Raw genomic sequence first — 24,454 nt, 5'->3', positions numbered from 1 at the left:
CTAAGCGACCACTCGCGGAGGGTTATTCAGGGCGTGAAAAAGGTGGGGGCGCGTACCTCCGAGGAAGTACGCGCCCCCACCGTCGTCTTTACCCTTCAGCGAAGGGCAGGCGCGAAACGGTTATCCGCTCGCTTATCCGACAGAGACGAAGGCTCAGGCGGAGAAGCGGGGGAAAGCGTCGCGGCCAGCGTAGACAGCTGCATCGCCGAGTTCTTCTTCGATGCGCAGCAGCTGGTTGTACTTGGCGACGCGCTCGGAACGAGCGGGAGCGCCGGTCTTGATCTGGCCAGAGTTGGTGGCAACGGCGAGATCGGCAATCGTGGTGTCCTCGGTTTCGCCGGAGCGGTGCGAGGTCATGGAGCGGTAGCCGCAGCGGTGTGCGAGCTCAATGGCGTCCAGGGTCTCGGTCAGGGAGCCGATCTGGTTGACCTTCACGAGCAGAGCGTTAGCGGCACCCATGTCGATGCCCTTGCGCAGACGCTCGGGGTTGGTGACGAAGAGGTCGTCGCCGACGAGCTGGCAGCGGCCGCCGATCTGAGCGGTGAGGGCCTTCCAGGCATCCCATTCGTCCTCGGAGAGCGGGTCTTCGATGGAGACGAGGGGGTAGTCGGAGATGAGCTTCTCGTAGTAGGACACCATGTAGTCGGTGGGGCGGCCTTCGCCTTCGAACTGGTAGAGGCCGTCCTTGAAGAACTCGGTGGAGGCGACATCCAGAGCCAAAGCCACGTCGGCGCCCGGCTTGTAGCCTGCGCGCTCAATGGCCTCGATGATGAGGTCGAGAGCAGCGGCGTTGGAGTCGAGGTTGGGGGCGAAGCCGCCCTCGTCGCCCAGGCCGGTGGAGAGGCCGCGTTCCTTGATGACGGACTTGAGGGTGTGGTAGACCTCAGCACCCCAGCGGAGGGCATCGCGGAAGGTGGGAGCGCCGATGGGGGCGATCATGAATTCCTGGATGTCAACGTTGGTGTCGGCGTGGGAGCCACCATTGAGGATGTTCATCATCGGGACGGGCAGAACGTGTGCGTTCGGGCCGCCGATGTAGCGGTAGAGGGGCAGGCCTGCGGATTCAGCGGCGGCCTTGGCCACGGCGAGGGAGACGCCGAGGATGGCGTTGGCGCCGAGCTTGCCCTTGTTGTCGGTGCCGTCGAGGGCAATCATAGCCTCGTCGATCTGGCGCTGGTCGGCGGCGTCCTCGTCGATGAGTTCGGGGGCGATGACCTCGATTACGGCGTCAACGGCGTCCTGAACGCCCTTGCCGAGGTAGCGGTCCTTGTCGCCGTCGCGGCGCTCAACAGCTTCGAAAGCGCCGGTGGATGCACCGGAGGGAACAGCAGCGCGCGAAACGGTGCCGTCCTCAAGCAGAACCTCAACCTCAACGGTGGGGTTACCGCGGGAGTCCAGGATCTCGCGTGCTCCGATAGCCTCAATCCTTGCCACGTCATTCTCCAATCGATCGTCTGCGTGGGCAGTCAGGTTCCACCGTAGCCCCGGTGGCGGGGTTTCAGCACCCCCGGGGTGGGGGTACGAAGTCTGTGCGGCCCAAAGGTCGGGCCGTTTTGAAGGGCGAGGGCGACGATGGTCCCATCCGCGGGGAGGAAACGCTCCTCTGGCGGGAGGGGTGCGTCACACTCTGTTCTGAGGGGGCTGTCGCACCTTCAGAAAACTAGTGGGCGCCGCTGGCGTGGGGGCCGACAACGTCACCGAAGGTGAGGGGAACGAGGTTGAGGCCCAAGTCGAAGGCGCCGTAGCGGGGGTTGACCTCAATAGGGGTGTTTTGGAGGAGGTCAGCGTACAGCTCGTTGGCGGCCTCAGCCTGAGCGGGGTCAGTGATGACGGCGCCGAGCTTATCGGAGACCATCTGCAGGCGCAGGTAGTCGCGGGTCACGGTCGCCAGTTCACCTTCGGGGACAGTCACGAACTCTCCCTTTTCGACCTGTCCTTTGAGAAACTCGACGACCTCGGAGTCGGCTACGGTGATGCCGTTTTGCTTAGCAAGTTCGGTGATGATGGCTGCGCGGGACATGGAGTTGACGAGGAGGGGGGGATCCACGGGATGTCCGGCCATTTCACTGATCTGAGCAACGCCTTCTGCGATGTCGTCGTTGCTGTAGACCGTATCGCCGACGCTCAAGGCGATTCCAGGGTTTCCGGCGCAGGCGCTCAGGGTGAAGAGTGCGGCGAGTCCGGCAGTCCATGTGGCGATACGTGCCTTGCGATTGAGATGCACTGTTGTCCTCTCGTAGGGGCCCTTGGTGGGCCATCACCTATTTTAGCGGTCTCCCACTACTTTTCACACACGAGTTTTTCACGAGGGCTCCCATCCTGCTTCCTCTTTTTTCGCGAGTGGTCGCTTCGAAGCGACCACTCGCGAAAAAAGATCAGGATGTGAAGAGAAGATGCGGAAGCAAAGCAGTGGAAAATCCCCAGCTCAACTACTAAAAGGCACGAGAATCTTCATCACCAGATTCTCCACCCACTCCAACAAAGCCTCGTCGGTAACGGGCTCGCCACCAATACGAGCAGTCAACGGCAGGGGCACAAGCACCTGGCGGACCGCAGCCTTAATCACCGCACCTGGGTGCAGGCGCTTGAGCCTCATCACCTGAGAGTCCGCCAGCTCAACGGGAGCAACCCGCACATACTTGCCCTGTGTGGCAACCTCGGCAATCCCCGCCCCTCGCAGCATCTCGCGCATGCGTGCCACAGCGAAGAGCAGCTCCACCTCGCGAGGCAGCGGCCCGTAGCGGTCGGCCAGTTCTTCACGCACATCGGCCTCGTGTTCGGGCGTGAAGCAGGCCGCGATCTTGGCGTAAACCTCCAGACGAAGGCGCTCAGAAACCACATAATCCACCGGAATGTGGGCATCCACCGCCAGATCCATCTTGACCTCAGCCTTCTCAGCGGGCTTTTCCCCCTTGAAGGCAGCCACAGCGTCAGCGACCATACGCACATACATATCAAAGCCCACGCCCTCGATGTGCCCTGACTGCGCGCCACCCAGCAGGTTTCCGGCACCGCGAATCTCCAGGTCCTTTTGCGCCACAGCCAAACCCGAGCCCAGGTCTGAGTGGATCGCAATAGTCTTGAGACGCTCATGCGCTGTCTCGGTCAGCGTCTTATCCGCAGGGTAGAAGAAGTAGGCGTAGGCGCGTTCACGGCCTCGCCCCACGCGGCCACGCAACTGGTGGAGCTGCGACAGGCCGAAAGCATCAGCGCGATCCACGATCAGCGTATTCGCATTGGAAATATCCAGACCGGTTTCAACAATCGTCGTACACACGAGCACGTCAAAGTCGTGGTTCCAAAAATCGACAATGACCCGCTCAAGCTGCTGCTCGGAGAGCTTGCCGTGGGCGACGCGCACGCGCGCCTCAGGCACGAGTTCTTGAATGTGCGCGGCCACCTTATTGATGCTCTCCACCCGGTTATGAACGAAGAACACCTGCCCGTCACGCAGCAGCTCGCGGCGGATCGCAGCACTCACCTGAGCGTCCGTGTAACTGCCAACGAAGGTCAACACCGGCTGGCGTTCCTCGGGCGGGGTCTGCAGGATCGACATTTCTCGGATGCCCGACACCGCCATTTCCAGGGTGCGTGGGATGGGCGTTGCCGACATGGACAGCACGTCCACGTCCGTGCGCATGGCCTTAAGCGTCTCCTTATGCTCCACGCCAAAGCGCTGTTCCTCGTCAATAATGACCAGGCCAAGGTCCTTGAAACGCACGGTGCCCGTCAGCAGGGAGTGCGTGCCGATCACCAGATCAATCCGCCCCGAAGTCAAGCCTTCCTTGATTTCTTCGGCTTCTTTGGCGGTGGTGAAGCGCGAGAGGGAGCCAATCGTCACGGGGAAACCCGCATAGCGTTCGGTGAAGGTCTCGACATGCTGTTGGACGAGCAGCGTGGTGGGCACGAGGACGGCTACCTGCTTGCCATCCTGGATGGCCTTAAAGGCGGCGCGCACAGCGATCTCCGTCTTGCCGTAGCCGACGTCGCCGGTGAGCAGGCGATCCATGGGGACGGACTTTTCCATGTCGGCCTTGACCTCGTCAATGGTGACGAGCTGGTCGGGGGTTTCAACGTAGGGGAAGGCGTCCTCGAGTTCGCGCTGCCAAGGCGTGTCGGGCGCGAAGGCGTGCCCGCGCGTGGATTGGCGCGCGGCGTAGAGGCGGATGAGTTCCTTGGCGACCTCGTTAACAGCCTTCTTGGCCTTCGCTTTGGCTTTGGCCCATTCGGCTCCGCCCATCTTCGTCAGGGCAGGCTGGTCTGAGCCCGTGTACTTCGAGATCTGGTCGAGGGAGTCGGTGGGCACGAAGAGGCGGTCGCCGGGCTGGCCTCGTTTGGAGGGCGCGTACTCAATGACGAGGTAGTCGCGCGTGACCGCCCCGTCCCCACGGCCCACCGTACGCGAAACCATCTCAATGAAGCGCCCGATGCCGTGTTGGTCGTGGACGATGTAGTCGCCTGGCTGCAAGGTCAGCGGGTCAACGCCCTTGCGGCGCCTGGAGGGCATGCGCCGCATGTCGCGGGTGGTCGCTCCGACGCGACCACTGAGGTCAGATTCGGTGAGGACCGCGAGTTTAAGGTCAGCAGCGACAAAACCCTTGCCCGCGCCTGCGGAGGTGACGTAGACGAGGCCTTCTTCGGGGGCGTCGGTCAGGTCATCAACGAGGCGAGCGCCCACCCCGGCCTCGCCCAGGATGCTGGCGATACGGCGGGCGGGGCCGGGCCCTTCGGAGGTGACGAGGATGCGCCAGCGCGCCCGGGCAAGGTCGGCAAGATCAGCGGAGGCTTTGGCGAAGTCGCCGCGGTAGGGGCGTACGTCGCGTGCGCCGACGGCCATGAGGGTGGGCGAGGCGATGGCGGCGTGGGCCTCGCGGGCCAGGAGGGCACCGGAGGAGGCGAGGACGTCGTCCTCAACGCTGGCGGCGGCAAGGGCGGCGACCTCGTCACTGTCCCCACTGACCTCAGCGAGGGCGGCCGGCGGCAGGTCGGTGAGCTCCCACCATGCGCGCTCGGCGGTGGGGGCCACTCCCCCACCCCAGATGTCGTCAAGTTCGAGGAAGGAGGCGCTGCCGGCCTCAAGGGGCACGTCGCCCCCACCTGCAGCCACCGACCAGGCGGCGGTGAGGAATTCATCGGTGGTGGCGACCAGGTCGGCGGCGCGGGCGCGCACGCGTTCAGGGTCGGACATGAGGAAGACGGTGTTGGCCGGCAGGAGGTCGGCCAGGGAGTCCATGCCGTCAACGAGGATTGGCGCGAGGGATTCAAGGCCAGGCGCGGCGATCCCCTCGGAGGCAAGCGCAAGGATTTCCGCAGCTCCGGGCAGTTGACTGGAGGCTTGGGCGGCGCGGGCGCGGACCTCGCGGGTGAGAAGGAGCTCGCGGCAGGCTGGCGCCCACAGGCCGTCGGGTGCCGCGCCGAGGGTGCGCTGATCCTGGACGGAGAAGGCGCGGATTTCGTCGACCTCGTCGCCCCAGAGTTCGATGCGTAGGGGGTGGGCTTCTTGCGGGGGGAAGACGTCGAGGATGCCGCCCCTGTGGGAGATTTGGCCGCGAGATTCGACCATGTCGACGCGCTGGTAGCCCAGGGCGGTCAGGCGGGTGACGAGGCCGGGCAGGTCGACGATGTCGCGTGGGCGCACACGCACGGGTTCGAGCTCGCCCAGGCCGGTGATGATGGGTTGGAGGAGGGCGCGGACGGGTACGACGAGGACGTTGATGGGGCCTGCGTGGGGTCGCCGGGGTGGGGTGGGCGAGGCGGCGCAGCACGGCGATGCGCGTGGCCATGGTGTCCACTTGGGGTGAGAGGCGCTCGTGGGGCAGGGTTTCCCAGGCGGGGAAGAGGGCGACGTTGTCGGTCCAGGCGCGCAGGGCTTCGGCGGCGATGTGGGCGTCGCGTCCGGTGGCGGTGAGGTAGACGGTGAAAGTGCCCTGTTGGCGAGGGCCCCTGCGAGGGCGGGGCGGATGCCGGAGGGCGCGACGAGGGTGCCGTCGTGGCGGGCCTGCATGGAGGACAGGGCTTCGCTGAAGGCGGGGTCGGTGGCGAGGAGGGGGGCCAGGCCGGTGATCTTCATGTGGGGGATCCTTTCGTGGCTGGCCGCTGGCGGGCAGTGGGTGTCAGTGGTGCTTGAAACTCGGTATTGTTCGTCGTGGTCTCACCACGACCACAAAGCTGAATAAACCCTGATAACGCGAGTGGTCGGTTCTACGCGACCACTCGCGGAAAAAGAGCTTAGGATCGGGAGTGGAGGCGCTGCTGGGCGTCAGTAAAGCCCAAGGTCACGACCTCTTCAACGACGTCGGCGGCTTCCTCGTAAAACACGTCCCATTCGGGGCGCTCTTTGACGGGCAGGGTGGCGAGGACGAAGTCGGCGGCATCCTGGCGGCCCGGCGGGCGGCCAATACCCATGCGCAGGCGGTGATAGTCCTTCGTGCCGAAATGCTGAGAGAGAGACTTGAGGCCGTTATGGCCGCCTTCTCCGCCCCCGAGCTTGAGGCGCATCTGGTGCGGCGGCAGGTCGAGCTCATCGTGGATGACGAGGAGTTGGTCGGCGCCCACACCCAGGAATTTAGCGAGGGCGGAGACGGGGCCGCCCGAGACGTTCATGTAGCTGTCGGATTTGGCGATGATAACGCGCGGTCCGGGAATGCCTCCGGGGAGCACGCCCAGCCGAATATCAGCCATGTGAGTGCGACTACGATGGCGCACCAGGCTGGTTCCGGCGCGGCGGGCCAGCACGTCAATGACCTGGTGTCCGACATTGTGGCGGGTGTGTGCGTATTGCTCTCCAGGATTGCCCAGTCCAACGATGAGCCACGGCTGCGAAGTCATAAGCCTGATTGTCCCATTGCTCCCAGGTGCGGGCACAATCGCCCACCTTGTGATCTTTGCCCCTCACCACACTTGAACATTTCCCGCGAGTGGTCACTTGCACCTGAAAATTTCCCGCGAGTGGTCACTTCAGGCTGGGAATTCACCGCGAGTGGTCACTTCTATGCGACCACTCGCGGAGAATTCCCAGGGAGGGGAGGAGGGAACACAGAAATAAGGAGTGGGGCTCCACTTGGGAACCCCACTCCTCCAACTGCCCTGCTGCGCTCTAAACAGCAAGCGTCAGACAATCACTCCACGCGGCCAGCCCCATCAGCCGGGGTTGCCACGAAGACATGCGGTTGCGCGAACCCATGATCAGCAAAAGCGGCCGTAACAGCCTGGGCGATCTCCTCGCCCTGACCGATCTTCACCAGCGCGATGACGCTGCCGCCAAAACCACCACCCGTCATGCGCGCACCATAGGCGCCGCGAGCGCGCGCAACATCCACGGCCACGTCCAGCTCGGGGACGGTGACCTCGTAGTCATCGCGCAGCGAATCGTGGGAGTCGTTCATCAGACCGCCCAGCACCTGCAACTTCTCCTCACTGAGCAGCGGCGCAGATTCGAGGATCTCAATGAAGGCTTTGGTGCGGGCGATCTCGGAGAGGACGTGGCGGGTGCGGGCCTGCAGGCGTGCGCGCTCTGCCTCCTCGGCCTCTCCCGATTCAGCGCCTTCTCCGGCCAGGGTCGCCATGGCCGCCTCATAGTCCTCCACGTCGACCAGCAGGTCCACGCCCAGCAGCGTGGCGGCTGCCTCGCAGTCGGCGCGGCGCTGCCCGTACTGGCCGTCCACCAGCTGATGGGGAGCGCGAGTGTCTATGACGAGCAGTTCGCATCCGCTGGCGGCAATGTCGAAGGGGGTTTGGCGCACGCTCATGTCGCGCGAGTCGAGGACGAGGGCGTGCCCGCGTGTGCAGTGCATGGAGGCGCTCTGGTCGAGGCCGCCGGTGTTGGCGCCCGCAATCTCGTTTTCTGCGCGGCGTGAGGCGGCGACGAGGATACCTCGTCCTTCCTTATTGGGGGCGTCGACGCTGCCCGCCAGGCCCAGCCCGGCTAGGTCGTCGAGGGCGACGGCGGTGGAGCATTCAAGTGCTGCTGAGGAGGACAGGCCCGCTCCCAGTGGCACGCAGGACCACAGGGCGATGTCGAAGCCTGCCAGCGGCCCGTATCCTGCTTGTTCGAGTGCCCAGGCGACGCCAATGAGGTAGGCGGCCCAGCCTTTGACGGCGCCTGCGCTGCCGACGGGGCCGACGGTGTCGAGGTCGAGTTCGTCGACGGCATCCACGGTTTGGGGGGATACGAGGCGTACGCGTCGGTCTGGTCGGGGGCGGACGGCGACGTAGGCGGCGTGGGGCAGGGCGATGGGAAGGCAGGGGCCGCCGTTGTAGTCGACGTGTTCGCCGATGATGTTGACGCGTCCGGGGGCTCGCCATACGCCTTCGGCCTCGCCGCCGAAGATGCGGGTGAAGAGTTCGCGGGCGTTGCGTGCGCCGTCTTCGGTGGAGGCTGCGGGGGTCCAGATGATGTCGGGGGTGTTCGTCATGGTCACCACACTTCTTTGATGTCGCTCTGCTTCGGGTGTTAGTGAGCTTTTGTTGTCACAAAGGGGGCGATCTGCAGGGTCAGCGTTTACTCCATGTGCAGCCTGTAATGAGAGTATCTCCACAGGGTCATGTGATAACAAAATGCCTCTAATCTGCGAATTCGCTCACTCCAGGTCAAGTTTAGGGCATTTATTGCCCGTATTCACACGTCTGCGCAGGCTTTCTTGCTGTTAAACTCAGCAAATCGGCTCCGACAAGGGGCCTCACTTTGTACACTCATAAAGTTAACGGTTCGTCGTGTCCGCCTGCGCACTCGCTGAGAGCAGTCTGCGGAAACCAGTCAGAAAAGGGCGCTATGTATCTTCCTCCCCTTGCCGACGGGCAGGAGTGGATCGGCATCATCATTGCGATCCCTGAACCCTGGGTGACGCAGCTGACGGATTTGCGCCGTTCTTTAGGAGACGACCAGGCTAACCGGGTACCCGCTCACATCACGCTCCTACCGCCAACGGCGGTGAATACGAGTGACCGCGAGGCCCTCATCCACCACCTGTCCAGCATTGCCCAACGCCATCGAGCTTTCACGATTACTTTGCGTGGTTCTGATTCCTTTCGACCAGTCTCACCCGTTGCCTTCGTCAAGGTTGAGGGCGGCGCGCAGGAATGCATAGAGCTTGCTGAGGATATTCGCAGTGGCATCCTCGATGTCGATCTGCGTTTCCCCTACCACCCGCATGTGACTTTGGCTCACGGTCTTGATGACGCTTCCCTCGATGCTGCACTAGACGCCACCACGGATTTTGAAGCATCCTGGAAGGTGCCCGGTTTCCGCCTTGATCGTGTTGATGCCACGGGCCACTACTCGTCGATGGCCCTCTTTGATTTCGAGGTCAACTGACCACCCCTACCGTGAAGGAGCGCCCTTTGGACACTCCCGCCACCCCCGCAGTTCAATCCCCACCGGCTACTGCCTCGCATCTGGTTGCGCCCTCGTTCCGCCAGGCCCTTGGCGCCCCCACCTTTGGTGGGAAGCTCCAAAAGCTCCTCCAGTGGTGGCCCACCACCCGCCTGGCGCGCACCCTTGAGCGCTATTTCGGTGTTGATGGGGACCTTATTGCCTCCGGTTTGGCTCTGACCATTTTGATCTCCCTCACCGCCGCAATGACGGTCGCCTGGACGATCTTCATGGCGGTGCTGGGCACCTACGATGAGATTCGCACGGCCACCCTTGAGGCAATCGCCTCAAACTTCCCTGGGCTGATTGATACCCCGTCTTCCCCCGGCATTGTCGACCCCGATGAGCTGGTGTCCTCCTCAGCGTGGACGCCGACGTCGATCGTGGCCTTCCTTGTGATGGCGTGGACGGGCATTGGTCTGGTGGGGCGTCTTGGCCGCTCGCTGCGCACGGTTTTTGGCCTGGTGGTTCTGCCTGAGCATATTGTGAAGTTCTACCTGCGTAACCTCGTGGGCGCGGTGAGCCTAGCTCTGACCCTCCTGGTGGGTGTGGGTGTGGGCCTGGTGGTCGATGTAGCCCGCGAGTGGCTCTTTGGTGTGCTGTCCATTGAGCCAACCCCGTTGACGGGGAGCCTGGTGTGGCTTGCCTCCCTCATTGTCCCCTTCATTATGTACATGGGGGTGGGGTTCATCCTTTTGCAGGTCGTGGCTGGTATCCGCCCGCCGAAGAAGGATCTTTTGTGGGGTTTAGTGCTCATGGCCTCGGCCTCAACGCTGTTGCGTCTGGCGGGAACGAGCGTGGTGTCGTCGGTGTCGGGGCCGCTGCTGACCACGGCAACAACACTGGTGACCTTGGTGCTGTGGATTAACCTGCAGATGCGCGTGACGTTGATGGTGGCGGCGTGGATTGCGAATCCGCCGCGCGCACTGCCGATCAGCGACCCTGAGCATATGCGTTTCGAGGAGCGTCCGAATTACGTGACGATGTCGGTGCCGACCACGTTGGAGTGGCCGCGCCACATGATTACTGGCGATTTGGCGCCGCCCGATTCCTCCTCCTCCCGCCCTCTCCCTGCCGTTCTTCGATAGGAAGCTGCGGACCTTGCGCTCGTGGCTGTTTGGCCCTTCGGAGATCGCCCAGCGCGAGCAGGCGCGCGCCCGGCAGGAGGCCGGGGCGGTCGATAATCTTTCGTCCGACGAGGTGCGCGCCGCCGCCGTTTCGGCCGTCCCTGACCTTCCGGCAGGCAGTGGGGTTCACGTGGCCGACGCCGCTGCTTCCTCCGCCACGCGTGAGCTGGCGCGCGCGGAAGGAGAGCCTGAGGATAAAGCGACGGTGAACGAGGCGCATACCGCTCAGGCGGGCACTACTCCTCAGAGCGATACTGCAGGTGAGCACGCCTCCGATGGGGATGCCTCGTTGGAGGAGCTCACCGACGTTCAGCGCCAGGAGCGCGCGGGCGTGAAGGAGCAGGACGCGAATTTTGAGGGTCAGGCGCCTTCAGCGTAGTGCCCGTAGTGGCGTGCATGCGCTTACTGTCTGAACGGCAATGCCCTCGCGAGGTGATCCTCGCGAGGGCATTGCGTTCCCGAGTTCAGTCTTCAGGTGGGGTTGAGGGGCATCTGGGGGTGCGTGCCGCCAGATTGCATGGCCATCACGCCCGCCGGAGCGAGCGGCCTTGGGGTTTAGCTCAGGGCGTAGTCAATGGTCAGGGGCGCGTGGTCGGAGAAACGCTGATCGTAGCTGTCGGGGCGGTCAATGCGGAAGGCTTGTGCGGCGGCAGCTAGAGCGGGGGTGGCGTAGTGGTAGTCGATACGCCAGCCAGCGTTATTGTCGAAGGCTTGGCCGCGCCAGGACCACCAGGTGTAGGGACCCTGTACGTCGCCGGCGAGGTCGCGCATGACGTCGTGCCAGCCCTCGCTCACCCACCGGTCGAGGAAGACGATCTCCTCGTCAAGAACGCCAGAGCGCTTATTGTGGTTGGGCTTCCAGTTCTTAATGTCCTTCTCGGAGCGCACCACGTTGTAGTCGCCGCCGACAACGACCTGGGGGCCACCTGCGGCGGCCTCGGCCTGCAGCTGAGCCAGGCGGGCGCCGATGCGGGGAAGGTGGGCCATCTTGGCTTCCTGCTTGGGGGTGTCTTTTTCGCCGGAGTGGAAGTAGGCCGAAATCACGCGGATAACGCCTCCGCCGACGAAGTGGACGTTGGCTTCGACCCAGCGGCCAGAGTCAGCGTCGCTTTCTTCCTCGTCAAGGATGGTGCGTAGGGAGTCGCGGTCAATGGTGGCGCGCTCCTTGTGTGCGGCGATGGCAACACCTGCGCGGCCTTTAATGCGGCAGGGGACGGTGATGACGTCCCAGTCCTCGCCCATGAGTTCGGCGGCGACGTCTTCGGGGGCGCGCACTTCCTGCATGAGGACAACGGCGGGGGCCTCGCGTTCGAGCCATTCGTAGAGGCCCTTCTTCGCGGCGGCGCGGATGCCGTTGAGGTTGACGGTGGTGATGGATGCGGTTGAAGTCATTGCCTCATCCTAACGGCACTGCCCCGCTTTTCCTCCCCCAGTGCACGCGAGTGGACGCATAGAACTGACCACTCGCGGAAAAATACAGGGGAGGGTCAGGGATTGTTCAGAAATGACGAGGCTATGCGGCGCCGTCCTCGCCCGCAGGCAGCACAAGGGTCCCGCCCCGCCCCTCCACCAGCGCGGTCACCTCGTGGAGGGAGCCAATGACCGCACGCTTGCCCGTCGCCTCCACGAAAGCGCAGGCCGCCTCCACCTTGGGACCCATTGACCCCGCAGGCAGCGCCAACGCACGCAACTGCTCAGGCGTCGCCCGCTCCACGCGAGTGGCCGCCTCAGTCCCATAGTCGCGATACACGCCATCAACGTCGGTAACAATAATGAGCATGTCCGCCTCCAGCTCGCGCGCCAACAGGGCGGCACTGAGGTCCTTATCCACCACGGCCTCCACCCCCATCATCAGGCCACGCTCATCACGGACCACGGGAATACCTCCCCCTCCCGAGCACACCACCACAAAACCACCATTGACGAGCATACGAATCGCTGGTGCTTCCACAATGGCGTACGGCGTGGGTGAGGGCACCACGCGGCGCATGAAGGGTCCGTCAGCGGCGAACACCCAGCCCTTCTCCTGTGCGAGCGCGCGGGCTTCCTCTGGACTGAGCACCTCCCCAATGAACTTCGTTGGCGCATTAAAAGCCGGATCGTCAGCACGTACCTCCGTGCGCCCAGCCAAGGCCACAACGTTGCGATGCGGCAGAGCTTCTTGCAGGCCCTGCACCAGCCAGTGGCCAATCATGCCCTGGGTCTGAGCGACGAGGGTATCGAAGGGGTAGGGCTCACTCAGGCGCGGGTCAGCGGAGGATTCCGCCGCCAGCACGCCCACCTGCGGCCCATTGCCGTGCGTGACCACCAGGTCGTGCTGGCGCGCAATATGGGCCAGCTGTTCGGCGGCGATCCGCGCGTTCTCAACCTGTGGCGCGTGGTCTGATGATTGCCCGCGCTGCAGCAGGGCGTTACCTCCCAGGGCTGCCACGATTCGCATGTCCTGTGTCCTCCACGTGTCGGCCAGCCCTCAGGCCAGCGGTGACGGTCCCGTTTGAACGAATGAAAAGTGAATGCAGGGCGCCGACACTCCCGGCGCCCTGCATCGGGCTGTGAGCCGCCTCAAGGCTCGATCAGCGCCCCAGGGTTGCCACCATCACGGCCTTAATGGTGTGCATACGGTTTTCTGCCTGGTCAAAGACGATGGATGCTTCTGACTCGAAGACATCATTGGTGACCTCCACCCCGTCCATGCCGGTGGCCTGGTACAGCTGCTCACCGATGACGGTATTGCGGTCGTGGTAGGCCGGCAGGCAGTGCATGAATTTTGCCTGCGGGCCGGCCGTGGCCATCAGCGAGGCGTTGACCTGGTAGTCGCGCAGCATGGCGATGCGCTCGTCCCACACCTCCTTGGGTTCGCCCATGGACACCCAAATGTCGGTGTGCACGAAGTCCACCCCGGCGACGCCCTCGTCCACCGATTCAGTGAGGGTAACGCGGGCGCCTGTCTCTTCTGCGACGCGACGGGCTTGAGCGATGCATTCCTCGTCGGGCCATAGGGCTTTGGGGGCGACGATGCGCACGTCGGCGCCAATCATCGCGCCGTTGATCAGGAGGGAGCGGCCCATATTGAAGCGGGCGTCACCGACGTAGGCGTAGGAGATTTCGTTGAGGTCTCGCCCGCCGGCGTGTTCGAGCATGGTCAGGGAGTCGCAGAGCATCTGCGTGGGGTGCCAGTCGTCGGTGAGGCCATTCCACACGGGCACGCCTGAAAGCTCGGCGAGGATGTCCACATTGGACTGCAGGTCACCGCGGTATTCAATGCCGTCAAACATGCGGCCCAGGACCCTAGCGGTGTCGGCGACGGATTCTTTGTGGCCTATCTGCGAGGCCGTGGGGTCGAGGTAGGTGACGTGGGCGCCTTGGTCGTGGGCGGCGACCTCGAAGGAGCAGCGGGTGCGGGTGGAGGTCTTTTCGAAGATGAGGGCGATATTCAGGCCCGTCATCGTCTGTTTTTCACGGCCATCCTTCTTCGCGGCTTTGAGTTCGGCGGCGAGGTCGATGAGGGAGCGCCATTCGGCGGGGGTGAAGTCGAGCTCGCGCAGGAAATGGCGGCCGTGAAGCGCGTGGGGCATGGGGGTGTCCTTTCCCGGAGTGAGGGGATGTTGGGGTGCCGGTGCGGCGTGTCGCTCGTATGGTATCGCGTTCGTCGATTGACGAGGGCGAGGCCGCCCTCCCAGCGTGGCGGCCTCCCGTCCCCCGCCGTGGGGCCCTTCACCACCGGTGGTGGCCGCCTCTCCCAGGGCGGCCACCCCTCCCGGCATAGCCTCCCTTCCTAGGGCGCGTGCGACTTACTCCTCGTCGGAGTCGCGGGCGATGGGGCAGCTCATGCAGCGCGGGCCGCCTCGTCCTCGACCAAGCTCATTGCCGGGGACGGGCACGACGGTCAATCCCTGACTCTCCAGATAGTCATTGGTGACAGTATTACGTTCGTAGGCAATGACGACACCGGGAGCGATAGCCAGCAGATTAGAGCCGTCGTTCCACTGCTCACGTTCGGCAGCCAGGCTGTCCATCGGCGGGTTAAGGACGCGGATGGAGTCTAGGCCAAGAGCTCCGGCGATCACCTTGTGCATGTCTTCGCCGGGATTGTCGGTGACGGACACGCTTCCAGGGGTCAGGCCGGGGCGGATCGTGTGGGAGCGCAGCATGCCAAGGCCTGCGTATTTGACGAAGGTTCCCTCATCAGCCATGGTCATGGCCGTATCGAAGTGCATGAGGGCGCGCGCTTTGGGCATTTCCATGGCGATCACCTGAGCGATGGTGCCGCCCTCGAAGAGTTTGAGCGCGAGGCGTTCAACGCCTTGGGCGTTGGTCCGTTCCCCCATACCGACTATGACCGTGTCATTGCCGAGCACCATAATGTCGCCGCCTTCAACGGTGGCGGTGCCCGCGCGCCCGTCATCCCACTGCAGGGTGTCAGCAAAGCGCGGGTGGTGCGAGTAGATGAGGCGCGCGTTGACGGATTCACGCAGGCGGGCACGCTTACACATGGAGCCGATGAACACCCCGTCGTGGATCCAGGCGGAGGTGTCACGGGTGAAGAGGTGGTTGGGCAGGGGGGTGAGGATGAAATCGTCGGCGTTCAAGGCGCCAATGATTGTCGAGGCTGGCACGGCCACACGGTCTAGGAGTTCACGCTTGGTGATACCGGCGATGAGAAGTTCAGCCAGGTCTTCAGGGCTGAGGCTCTCAGCGTAGGAGCGAATAGCGTCCAGGGCGGCGCAGCCGAAGGCCTCGGTGGTGACGACCTCGTTGAGGGCCTGTTCGCGGGCCTGGGGTGAATGCAGGGCTTCCGCTAGGAGCGTCTCAAAGTAGAGCACTTCAGCTCCGCGGCTGCCCAGGGCCTGAGCGAAGGCGTCGTGTTCTTCTTGGGCGCGTTCAAGCCACAGGAGATCGTCGAAGAGGAGTTCGTCCTTATTCGACGGGGTCAGGCGCAGCATTTCCTTGCCGGGGCGGTGCACGATGACTTGGGCCAGGGGTGCAAGATCAGAGACGATCATGGGCAGGTTCCTTTCCAGAGTCGCTGGGGTGCGCGCGTCGAAACGCTTTGCTTAACCGTACAGCTTTCGGCGCGTACGGGGGATTTTGCCCAGCTCGTGGCATTCCGGAGAGGGAGCGATCAGGCCAGGCAGGTGCCCGGATGCGAGTAGTCCCTTAGCGACGGGCCACTACACGGCCAACACAATGCCTGGGCGATGCGGGGCCGTTGCTAGGGCGTTTCGACGCACTCCACCACAGGGGCGGAGTTCTTTCCAGCACCTTTAGCGGGGACCACGACAACTTCCAGGCAGGTGCGTCCCTTGACCGGATCCACTGTCGCTTCAGGGCTGCGGGTACGCCGAACCTGGTGCTCTTCCAGGGGGTCACTGACGCGGAAAAGATAGATGACATCGGAGTCTTGGCGATCCCAGGTGAAGCGCACGCCCTGATCGTTGACCTCCCCGCGTAACCCGGTCACAGGGGCTGCAGTGTCTTCGACGGGCAGTTCATGGGAGGGTTCTTGATTGGGGGAGGTTGAGGGCAGGAGGCTGCCCTGAATGACTCCCCAAATCCCCCAGCCCACAAGAGCGCTGAGAATGATGAGCACCGCGCCCAGGAGGCCACGCGACAAGGAGGAGGGCTTTGCTTTATCGACGCCACCGCGGGTGGTAAAGACCAGGCCGTCCTCAAGCAGGGTGCCGGTACGGGTGGACCAGGTCGTGTGGGTATCGTTGCCGGTACGGGAGGCGCTGGTGACCTCGTCAATTTCTGAGCCCAAATGCGGCATGGCGGCCGGTGAGGCGTATCGCCTCCCGTCGGTCATCACGTCGGTGGGTGCGAGTTCACTCTCGAGATCGCGCGGGCCATCGGCGGCGGATGCCTCCTCACTGCCTGCCGACGACGCAGGCGCGTGGGGGGCATTCTCTGACGAGGCCGAGGCGGAGGATCCAGTGTGGGGGGCGGTGGCGGCATGCCCGTAGGAGCCCTGGCTCGTTGAGGCCTCCGTCGGGGAAGATGCGGCGCGTTCGGCGGGAGCGGCGCCTCGACGCAGGTCAATGGCCAGCAGAGGGCGGACACGTGTGCGGTCATCGTCGTCGATCGTGACCGACAGGGCCGGTTCGGTTTCGAGGACGTCGAAGTGCGTGGGCCGCTGATGCATGTCGGCTTGGACATGCTGTAAGGCGATGGCCAGGTCCATCGCCGAGGGGTAGCGGTGGCTGGGATCTTTGGACATGCCGATCGACAGCACGCGCTCCAGTTCCTCAGGGACGTCCTGACGTCCGATGCTGGGAACGGGTGAGCGCAGAACGCGTGAGAGGAGGGCGACCTCGCTATTGTCTCCGCCGGGGATTTCAAAGGGCGAGCGTCCTGTCAGCATCGTGTAAATGGTTGCCGACAGTGAGTACACGTCCATGGCTGGGCTGAAAGGGCCCACCCCGTTTTGCTGCTCGGGGGACGCCCACGGGATAGAGAACCCTCCCCCACCTAGGCGTTTGGTCTGGTCGGTTGCGACAGCCACACCAAAGTCGGTCAGGACCGGGTGGCCAAATTGGGTGATGAGGATGTTGGAGGGCTTAATGTCGCGGTGAAGGATATTCGCCCGGTGGAGTGTCTCCACCGCTCCTGCGATCCTGATGCCCATATCGAGCACGCGAGGCACTGGCAGGGGACGCTTTCTGGCACGCTGCCCAAGGTTGGGGGGCGGGCAGTATTCCATCATGAGGTAGGGACGCCCATCTGAGCTGACGCCTGCCCCATACACGGACAGGATTGAGGGGTGTGCGGACATGCTCGCCATGAGGTTCGCTTCGGCTTCGAAGGCGACGTTCTGCTCCGAGGTCGCTTCATGGCGAAGGACCTTGACGGCAATATTGCGTTGAGGAATGTCCTGTTTGTATAGGAAAACGTCAGCGAAGCCGCCACTACCCAAGTGGCTCATATACGAGGCATTGGGTAGTGGCGGCGGGTCCAGACGGCGTCGAGCCATCAGTACTCCAATCGAATGGTGATGGATTCTCCTAGATCAATAGTGTCACCATTACGCAGGATCACGGGGAATGCCTCGCCCACACGCAGGGGTTCTTGCCCCTCACGTGTCAGGAAGGTGCCGTTGTTGGAGCCCAGGTCGCGAATGCGGATATCCCAACCGTCCACGCGGATCTCACAGTGATTACGAGAGATTTCACGATTCGGGCTTGGCAGGGACACCAGGCGTGGTTCCGGCCGTCCCTCTTGTTGTTTGGCCGAAGGGCGGCGGCCCACCACAACGTCGCGGTCCAAAGAGACCACTTCACCGGTGGAGAAAATCAGTGAACCCAACGGTGGGCGTGGGACGCGCACCAGATTGCGGCTCATCGGCTTTTCACACACGCGGCACTGCTTGACGTGAGTGGGATTGGGGTGTCCATCCTCGCAGAGGATAGCGAGGATTTGGGGAACCTCGTCTGCTCCGTGAGGATCACTCACAGTCGCCCCTGAAACCATCACGGTGTCACCCGCATGATCGCCGAAGTCGCTCTCTTCCTCAGGGGTGGACTGGGTGTCAGAGGGGATGAACTCCTGAGGAACCGAGTCAATGAAGAACTTCCCGGAGGTGAACTCCGCCGGGTACTCCTCAGAGACATTCGTCGGCGTCGCACTGAAGGCGGGCTCCTCATCGTCAACACTGTGAGCAGCGTCAACGTGATCCTCCACTGGCTCAGCTACGACGATGGGTTCCTCGGACAGAGCGGCATCCTGTGCAGCCTCGACGGGCTCATCGACGGGTTGAGGCTCAACCATTGGAGCTTCCTCGTCGAAGATTGCGACGTGATCAATGACCTCGGCGACGGGTTCGGGCTCATGAATCTCTTCCGCTTCCGTCTCCTCTGCCTCGGGCAGGGCGGCGCCCTCGTGAGCAGGATCAGCCTCCGTCACGTCGAGCTCAGCCTCAGGGATATCCTCCCTCTCAGGCGCGCCCTGTGCATTGTCCTCCGGGGCGGAAGGCAGCTCTGTTTCCACAGGCTCTTCGGATTCTGCGGGAGACGCAGCATTCTGAGGCTCCTCAACGAGGGCGGCCTCCTGGAGCTCGGCGGCAGGCATACCGTCCACTGGGGTAATCGGATCGGTATCACCTAGGAGGTCCTCTGCGCTCTCCTCGTGGTCATCCACGAGGGCACGGGATGCCGAGGAGTTGTCGTCAACGATGTCAGAGAGAATGTCAGCGGATAACTCCGCTGTGTCTCCCTCCTTATCTGAAGAGCCGGAGCCTTCAGAGCCGGAGCTGAGGGTATGGATAGGCAGCACACCGCTGCTGGCGGTCCACTCGGTGGCGACCGGATCAATGGCTGCGAGGGTGGAGCGAATACGCCAGCCTTCAGCGCGGATGTCACGCTGCTCGGACCAGGTAATCAGCGAGGCGCCGGAGATGGTCTGGGAGTGTCCTCCCATGTGCAGATCGATGTCGAAGCTCCCACGAACCGCGATATGTTCACTGTCACCGTTGTGGATCATCACCACGAAGCTTGGCAGTGACTCCAGGTCAGCGTTGGACGCTGCGGTGATCTCTTGCAGGATACGTCCCAAGCCCGCGTCGGCGTTGAGCATCTCCCACAGACGATGGGCAAGCTGTTCGTATCCGTTCTCGAGGACAACAACGCCGCCGGGAGCGATTGCCGCCGGCGCCGAACCGATGGTCCATTTCCAGTTCTTCATGTCTACCTTCCTAGGGTTGGTGGGCTTCTTGAGCCCGATAGTGGTCTGGTGTGTCCGCAACGTTGCGGGGGAGTCTCATCCGCCAACCACGAAGGTTCGGCGGCCGAATATGACAGAGGATCCTGCTTCAGCACGTTCAGGTGTGCCCGGGGTCAGCGAACGCGAACCTCCTGTGGGAGGCGTAATGCGTGTGCCATTGGTTGAGTGGAGGTCTTCCACGATGACGGCATCGCCCTCTACCGCGACCCTCAGGTGGGTTTTTGACACTGAGCGACTCGGATCACGAACGGAAAGGCGACGCACATGCGTGTGCCCTTCAGGAAGCACGGGGTCGCGGCCGATGACAGCCTCACCCACGAGATCAATGCTTGTTCCGTCGTCGAAGACAAGGCGGATTGAACCGATCGGACGGAAACCCAGCGTCCTTTCAAAGGCGCTGAAACCTTCATCGCCTTCCTGAGCGGCCATGGCAGCCATCAGGGGGACGCCACGCACCGTGGTCAGGTCAATATCGCGTTCGGCCTCAACCTCAGAGGGGGCCAGAGGAGCCTCCTCCACCTCAGGGGCGACGGGAGCAAAGACGCTCATATCAGTCTGAGGGGTAGCTTCTTCAGGCGTGGGGGGCACAGAGGGCGTCGGCGTTGATTCGTCTGCCGGTTGAGGAGCACTCTCATGCGAGGAGGAGGCTCCTTCTTCCGGATTAATGATTGAGCGAACCTTTTCAAGAGACTGACGAATGTCGTCGTAGTCTCGCGACATTTCAATAGGAATGGATGTCACGGGTGCGTGTTCCACGCCCATTTCTTCGGCGAGTGCCCCAAGTGCGGGGACATCACCGATGACACCGTCATCCTGAACGACAACCTCGTCAGGACGCGCACTCAAGGCGTAGCGCCGGTTGCCACTGTCCTCGGCGGCCGATCCCTGCGAGCGTTCCTGACGGCGGCGGTAACGTCCTCCCCGACGACCAAGCATGGCCGAAGGATCCGTTCCTTCGCCAAGGTGAATGGTGACGGTGCCGCAGACGCGGTCAAACCATGTCCTATTGACCTCGCCCTGGGACGTCAGCCAGACCACCAGCGGGAAAAGACCTGCGCTCACAAGACCCGTCAGAAGCTCCAAGGCGAACTTGCGGATAGAGCTGCTTCCGCCACGGGTACCGTCATCAAGGCGGATCCAACGAATAGAGGCAATTTTCATCCCGGGGGTTTGCCCATCACGACTCACCCAGTACAGGCTCATGATCGTGTAGGCAGCGACGAGAATAATGCCGAAGATCGGCCAGAACACGACAAGCACGGCGTTCCAGCCCTGGTCAGGCATTGAGGCGACGCCCGGATGAAGGGAAAGAAGGATCCGGGGGATACCAAAGGTGATGAGCAGACCAAGCACGTAAACGATAATGTCGACGATCTTTGCCTGCGCCCGCGGGCTGTTTCCTGCTGCAACTGCCCCGTCAAGGTGCTCAGGGACCACGACGGGAATGCGGCCTTGGACCTTCATTTCAGCCATTGCGGTTCCTCCTGCGGGATGTGGTAACGGCAGAGACACTACCATTCCCGCCACGTTTGTGTGCGGCTTTGCGTTGTGCAATCAGTTTTTTGTCCCGCCGTTTGTGAATTCGACGTCGTCGTGCCCGCATTCGTAGAGCCCGCGTCGAGAAAGTCCCTCCCAAACGCTGGCGCCACGAGGCGCGCTTACGCAAAGTTTTGACAACAGTAACACTTCTTGACCACATGTCGTCACTTTGGCTGCTGCTCACCCGCGGAGCGCTAAAGACCGCCCGGTCCAGCTCCTCCGCAAGGGTCACCAACTCCGAACGCTCATCGTCATAGGCGAGGAAACTCAACTCGCTTCCCTCAGACACCGTGGCGTCGGCCTCGTCACTGAGCTGACGATCAATCCACTGAGCCTGACGCGGGCGCGAAACTCCCATCATCACCTCAATACCCAGGTCAGTCGCACGGTCCACCACTTCATCCCAGGCGGCAGCAGCGCGCAGATCCTCACGCTTGCGACGGCGACGCAGCAAACGAATCATGCCCTTGATTAGGACAATCACGACGAAGGGCAGAATCAGAACCGAAACCCCGGCCCCGATCTTGACAATGAGAAGCAGGAGCTCTCCCCACCCATCGTCCTTCGGCTCATCGTCATCCTTGGGATCTTCAACGGCCTCCGGAGGAACCTCCGCAGGCTCCTCAGGAGGCTCGGGAGGCTGAATCACCAAAGGACGCGGGTTCGGCTTCGGCTTTGGCACCTCGGTTTGAGGCTGCTGGTCCTTGGGCGGAGTCGGATCGAAAGGCACCCACCCCGCACCTCGGAAAGGAACCTCCACCCACACGTGGACATCCTTGCCGGTAATCGGAATCGGCCCATCAGTGTAGGTCTCCGGGTAAAAGCCCATGACCACCCGAGAAGGAATACCCAACGAACGCAGCATGAGCGCCATCGCGGGAGCGTATTGATCGTCATCGCCCACCATCTGCGGCGCCTCAAGGAAAGCCGCCAAACGATCGGAACGGTGCCCGGGGACAGAACTCCCCGAAAGACCATCAGAGTAGAATCCCTCGTCATGCAGGCGCTGTTGAAGGGCGCGTACCTGCTCGATACCCGCGTTCTTCCCCTCGGTGAACAACTGCGCCGTATCGTGAATACTCTCAGGCACATAGCTGTCTTCAGGCAGCGTGATCTTCTCAAAGGGTTTGTCCTGGAGCTTAGCGTCAGCCCACGGCTTGGCAACAACGCTCTGCGCTCGGTAAGTGACGCCCTCACCTAATTGACGCACACTCAACGTGGTCGTGAGCTCCTCGGAGTAGAACAATGCCGAGGCGAGTGCATCGAGATCACCCGCCGTGTATTCCAAGGAACGCACCTGACCGCCGGTGGGCAACCAGTTCCCGTCATAATTCGCCAAAGAGATCGTCAGAGTGCGCGTTTCGCTTCCCTCAGGCAGGGCATAATCAGTGAAGTCACGACCCACATGTCGGAAACTCTTCGCCCCTTCTTCACCGTTGATCTTAAAGACAGTGCCGTCGTAATGGTCTAAGGTCGCAAGATGGATGCGCTCATCCTTGCCCAGGCCTTCAACGGTGAAGAGAGTAGTGTCGGCCTCCTGCGTATTCCACGCACGAAAGAACACCAGCGGCGAATGGTATTCATGCAGGTCCAAAGGGGGATCAACGTAATCGCGCAGCACTGTTCGATGCGCCGCTGGCAGCATGGGCACCAGCACTGCAGTCGTCACCGCGGCGAGGATCACGACCACAGCACCACGGGTTCGCTGGAGGTGAGCGGATTGCTTGGCGCTATTTACGAAGGTAACCGAGCTTTGCTCGTCCGCGTGGCGGCGGCGGTTACTGATTTCCGCAGCCCACACCCAGGCGATAATGCTACCCACAGTACCCACAGCCAACGCGTAGTCTGCACGCTGAGACCCCCACAGGATCCCGATCACAGCGAAGACTATGGCCGGAAGGATTGCCCATGTGCGCCTCTGTGAACGCATCACGATGGTACCGCTGACGAAGGCTGCGACGAGGCCGGAAAGATAAGGGACTACTGTCATCCCCGAGAAGGACTCCGCTGGAGGTTGGATGGTGAGCAGGTCCTTCCACGCTGTCACCGCACCAATGAGCAGTGCACGGACCGATTCCAAGGTGGGCAAAAAGCCTCGGGAAAGAGTCTCCGGCAGCGCGAGGTAGGCCCCAGCGGCGAGATATCCGGCGGTGAGCATCAATGCGCTCATTGCCGGGCCAAAGCGCGCCTTCGCGGCAATGAGCGCGCACAGCAGTCCAACAGCAACGCCACCTGTTGCCGCAATGTATCCCGAAGCGTCACCAAAGACATCACCGTGGGCCACCCCGGCGGTCAGGAGGAGTACCAGGGCCAATATGAGGTCGGTGAGCAGGTAGCGGCGCTGCTGTTTCTTATCGGCCCCTGAGGTAGTCAGATAGAAGGTAGGGATCGTGTTCATCCTGCCACCTTCCTCATTGCAGTTTCGAGAGCATCAAGATCGGGGAGACCTAGAACGGGGACGCCAGCAATGGTTCGTGATTCCAGCTCCGTGTTGGGCATTATTCGCAAAGCGGCAATCAACAATGAGACGGGCAGTTTCACTAGGGCCGAGTGGAGGTCAGAGATCGATGTTCGTGAGCCAGTAACAACAATGACCACAGACGCTTGAGGAACTTCCGTGACTGCCCGATGGGTGAAGCTCACAAGGCGTTCAGCGACGCTGAGGCGTTCAATACCAGCAAGCACGTCAAGGGCATGGACGGCAGTAGGACACTTTAGTTGGCCGCTCTGAGTGACAATGGACGTCTCTTTGGAATCACCCATGGACACACGCACGAGGGAGGCCACTGCGGAGACGCCTAATTCGAACTCGTGATCGTCTTCCCACGCCTCCTCATCAAGGTCGAACACGATCAGCAGGTGAGCGCGGCGGGTTTCTTCGAATTGGCGAACCATTAACGAGTTCGTGCGCGCCGTCGTTTTCCAGTGAATATTGCGTCGGTCGTCGCCGGGCATGTAGTCGCGCAGGGCATGGAAGGAGACATCTGTTGAGGACAGATCCTGAGTGGTGGCTCCTTCGACGTCGCGGATGAAGCCCACGGCTGACGATGAGATACGCACCGTGCGTGGGTGGACGAACAGTTCAAGTACCTCCGACGAGGCCTTCGCGTGGAGGAGTAGACCAAGAGCGTCTCCTCGCACACATCGGGCAGGGCCGACGGTGACGACGCCGCGTCTATAAGTGGAGATCGCGAAGGCTTCGCGGTGTTCCTCCCCTGCTGCCAGACGGGGGGCGGTAAAAGTAGCCAGTGTCTCCCCCACACGGAGGTCAATGCGCGTGCTACTAAATGCCCGGCTGGTGGGGTTGAGGACGGTCACTTCGCCCAAAGCGTGCTCCCCAGCTACAACGCGGCACCTTTCAAGGGCGACCTCAACCTGTTGGCCGCCACGTCCCATAGAGGAAAGCACCCCCAGCAGAAAGATGGTGAGTGAGACAGTGCCCGTGGCAATGGCTTCAATCCACGAGAAGTACACGCCAATGCCGAGGCTGAGCACAGCGGACCAGCACACTGCCCATCCCAGGCGGGTGATAGCCAGGCCAATGGGTCTGAGTCGACCAACAATAGGGATGCGTTCGAAGGCCATTCCGGCAGCAGACCACGCTCGCGACAGGCTCTCCTTTTGCGCCTGGGCACGCAAACGCGTGCGGGCGCGCAGGGAAAGATCGTCACGACGGTGGTGGGCAAGAGTCGAACGCGGCACC

At 62.6% G+C, this 24,454-nt stretch carries 16 protein-coding genes and 1 pseudogene; 3 read left to right on the top strand and 14 right to left on the bottom strand.

Going from position 1 to position 24,454, the window contains the following annotated elements:
- Positions 1 to 153 precede the first annotated feature (153 nt).
- The 5 genes and pseudogenes from eno to galK all read right to left on the bottom strand — a co-directional run bounded on the left by eno (position 154) and on the right by galK (position 8,414).
- Entirely contained in the window at positions 154 to 1,434 is a 1,281-nt protein-coding gene (gene eno, locus HWX48_RS04010; RefSeq protein ID WP_175954852.1) for a phosphopyruvate hydratase, read from the bottom strand.
- 226 nt (positions 1,435 to 1,660) lie between these two features.
- Complete coding sequence (locus HWX48_RS04005) at positions 1,661 to 2,224, bottom strand: hypothetical protein (protein WP_175954849.1); 564 nt, start codon at positions 2,222 to 2,224, stop codon at positions 1,661 to 1,663.
- 201 nt (positions 2,225 to 2,425) lie between these two features.
- Positions 2,426 to 6,070, bottom strand: a pseudogene (mfd, locus tag HWX48_RS04000) (transcription-repair coupling factor).
- Between the two features lie 158 nt (positions 6,071 to 6,228).
- Positions 6,229 to 6,828: an aminoacyl-tRNA hydrolase gene (gene pth / locus HWX48_RS03995; protein ID WP_175954847.1), complete on the bottom strand. Its 600-nt coding sequence runs from the start codon at positions 6,826 to 6,828 to the stop codon at positions 6,229 to 6,231.
- A 290-nt stretch (positions 6,829 to 7,118) separates the two neighbouring features.
- Positions 7,119 to 8,414, bottom strand: a complete 1,296-nt coding sequence (gene galK, locus HWX48_RS03990) for a galactokinase (RefSeq protein WP_175954845.1) — start codon at positions 8,412 to 8,414, stop codon at positions 7,119 to 7,121.
- Between the two features lie 356 nt (positions 8,415 to 8,770).
- Between galK and HWX48_RS03985 the strand changes: the two genes are divergently transcribed.
- From HWX48_RS03985 to HWX48_RS03975, 3 genes are read left to right on the top strand one after another with little or no spacing between them, the layout of a single operon-like run.
- Complete coding sequence (locus tag HWX48_RS03985; protein ID WP_175954844.1) at positions 8,771 to 9,313, top strand: 2'-5' RNA ligase family protein; 543 nt, start codon at positions 8,771 to 8,773, stop codon at positions 9,311 to 9,313.
- A gap of 26 nt (positions 9,314 to 9,339) precedes the next feature.
- Positions 9,340 to 10,458, top strand: coding sequence for a YhjD/YihY/BrkB family envelope integrity protein (locus tag HWX48_RS03980; RefSeq protein WP_175954842.1), 1,119 nt, complete (start codon positions 9,340 to 9,342; stop codon positions 10,456 to 10,458).
- 13 nt (positions 10,459 to 10,471) lie between these two features.
- On the top strand, positions 10,472 to 10,876 hold the full coding sequence (locus HWX48_RS03975; RefSeq protein WP_175954840.1) for a hypothetical protein: 405 nt from the start codon (positions 10,472 to 10,474) through the stop codon (positions 10,874 to 10,876).
- A 176-nt stretch (positions 10,877 to 11,052) separates the two neighbouring features.
- Here HWX48_RS03975 and HWX48_RS03970 read toward each other — a convergent pair whose 3' ends face one another.
- The 9 genes from HWX48_RS03970 to HWX48_RS03930 form a co-directional block, all read right to left on the bottom strand.
- A complete protein-coding gene (locus HWX48_RS03970) occupies positions 11,053 to 11,889 on the bottom strand; it encodes an exodeoxyribonuclease III (protein ID WP_175954838.1) in 837 nt (278 codons plus the stop codon).
- A 121-nt stretch (positions 11,890 to 12,010) separates the two neighbouring features.
- Positions 12,011 to 12,937 (bottom strand): carbamate kinase, encoded by a 927-nt coding sequence (locus HWX48_RS03965; protein ID WP_175954836.1) that lies wholly within the window; start codon positions 12,935 to 12,937, stop codon positions 12,011 to 12,013.
- 133 nt (positions 12,938 to 13,070) lie between these two features.
- A complete protein-coding gene (gene argF / locus HWX48_RS03960) occupies positions 13,071 to 14,072 on the bottom strand; it encodes an ornithine carbamoyltransferase (RefSeq protein ID WP_175954834.1) in 1,002 nt (333 codons plus the stop codon).
- 216 nt (positions 14,073 to 14,288) lie between these two features.
- Complete coding sequence (locus HWX48_RS03955; RefSeq protein WP_175954831.1) at positions 14,289 to 15,500, bottom strand: arginine deiminase; 1,212 nt, start codon at positions 15,498 to 15,500, stop codon at positions 14,289 to 14,291.
- A gap of 209 nt (positions 15,501 to 15,709) precedes the next feature.
- The gene (locus HWX48_RS03950) at positions 15,710 to 17,467 is read right to left on the bottom strand and encodes a serine/threonine-protein kinase (protein WP_175954829.1); all 1,758 of its coding nucleotides are present in this window, start codon (positions 17,465 to 17,467) and stop codon (positions 15,710 to 15,712) included.
- Positions 17,467 to 19,173, bottom strand: coding sequence for an FHA domain-containing protein (locus tag HWX48_RS03945; protein ID WP_175954827.1), 1,707 nt, complete (start codon positions 19,171 to 19,173; stop codon positions 17,467 to 17,469). Before HWX48_RS03945 ends, HWX48_RS03950 begins: the two co-directional genes overlap by 1 nt.
- 75 nt (positions 19,174 to 19,248) lie before the next feature.
- Positions 19,249 to 20,685, bottom strand: coding sequence for an RDD family protein (locus HWX48_RS03940; protein ID WP_175954825.1), 1,437 nt, complete (start codon positions 20,683 to 20,685; stop codon positions 19,249 to 19,251).
- Entirely contained in the window at positions 20,678 to 23,149 is a 2,472-nt protein-coding gene (locus tag HWX48_RS03935; RefSeq protein ID WP_175954823.1) for a transglutaminase domain-containing protein, read from the bottom strand. The genes HWX48_RS03940 and HWX48_RS03935 overlap by 8 nt, the downstream gene beginning before the upstream one ends.
- On the bottom strand, positions 23,146 to 24,453 hold the full coding sequence (locus HWX48_RS03930) for a DUF58 domain-containing protein (RefSeq protein ID WP_175954821.1): 1,308 nt from the start codon (positions 24,451 to 24,453) through the stop codon (positions 23,146 to 23,148). The genes HWX48_RS03935 and HWX48_RS03930 overlap by 4 nt, the downstream gene beginning before the upstream one ends.
- Position 24,454 lies beyond the last annotated feature (1 nt).

Source organism: Schaalia sp. Marseille-Q2122, from assembly GCF_903645355.1.
Classification (GTDB): domain Bacteria; phylum Actinomycetota; class Actinomycetes; order Actinomycetales; family Actinomycetaceae; genus Pauljensenia.
This window is presented reverse-complemented; position numbering and strand designations above follow the sequence as displayed.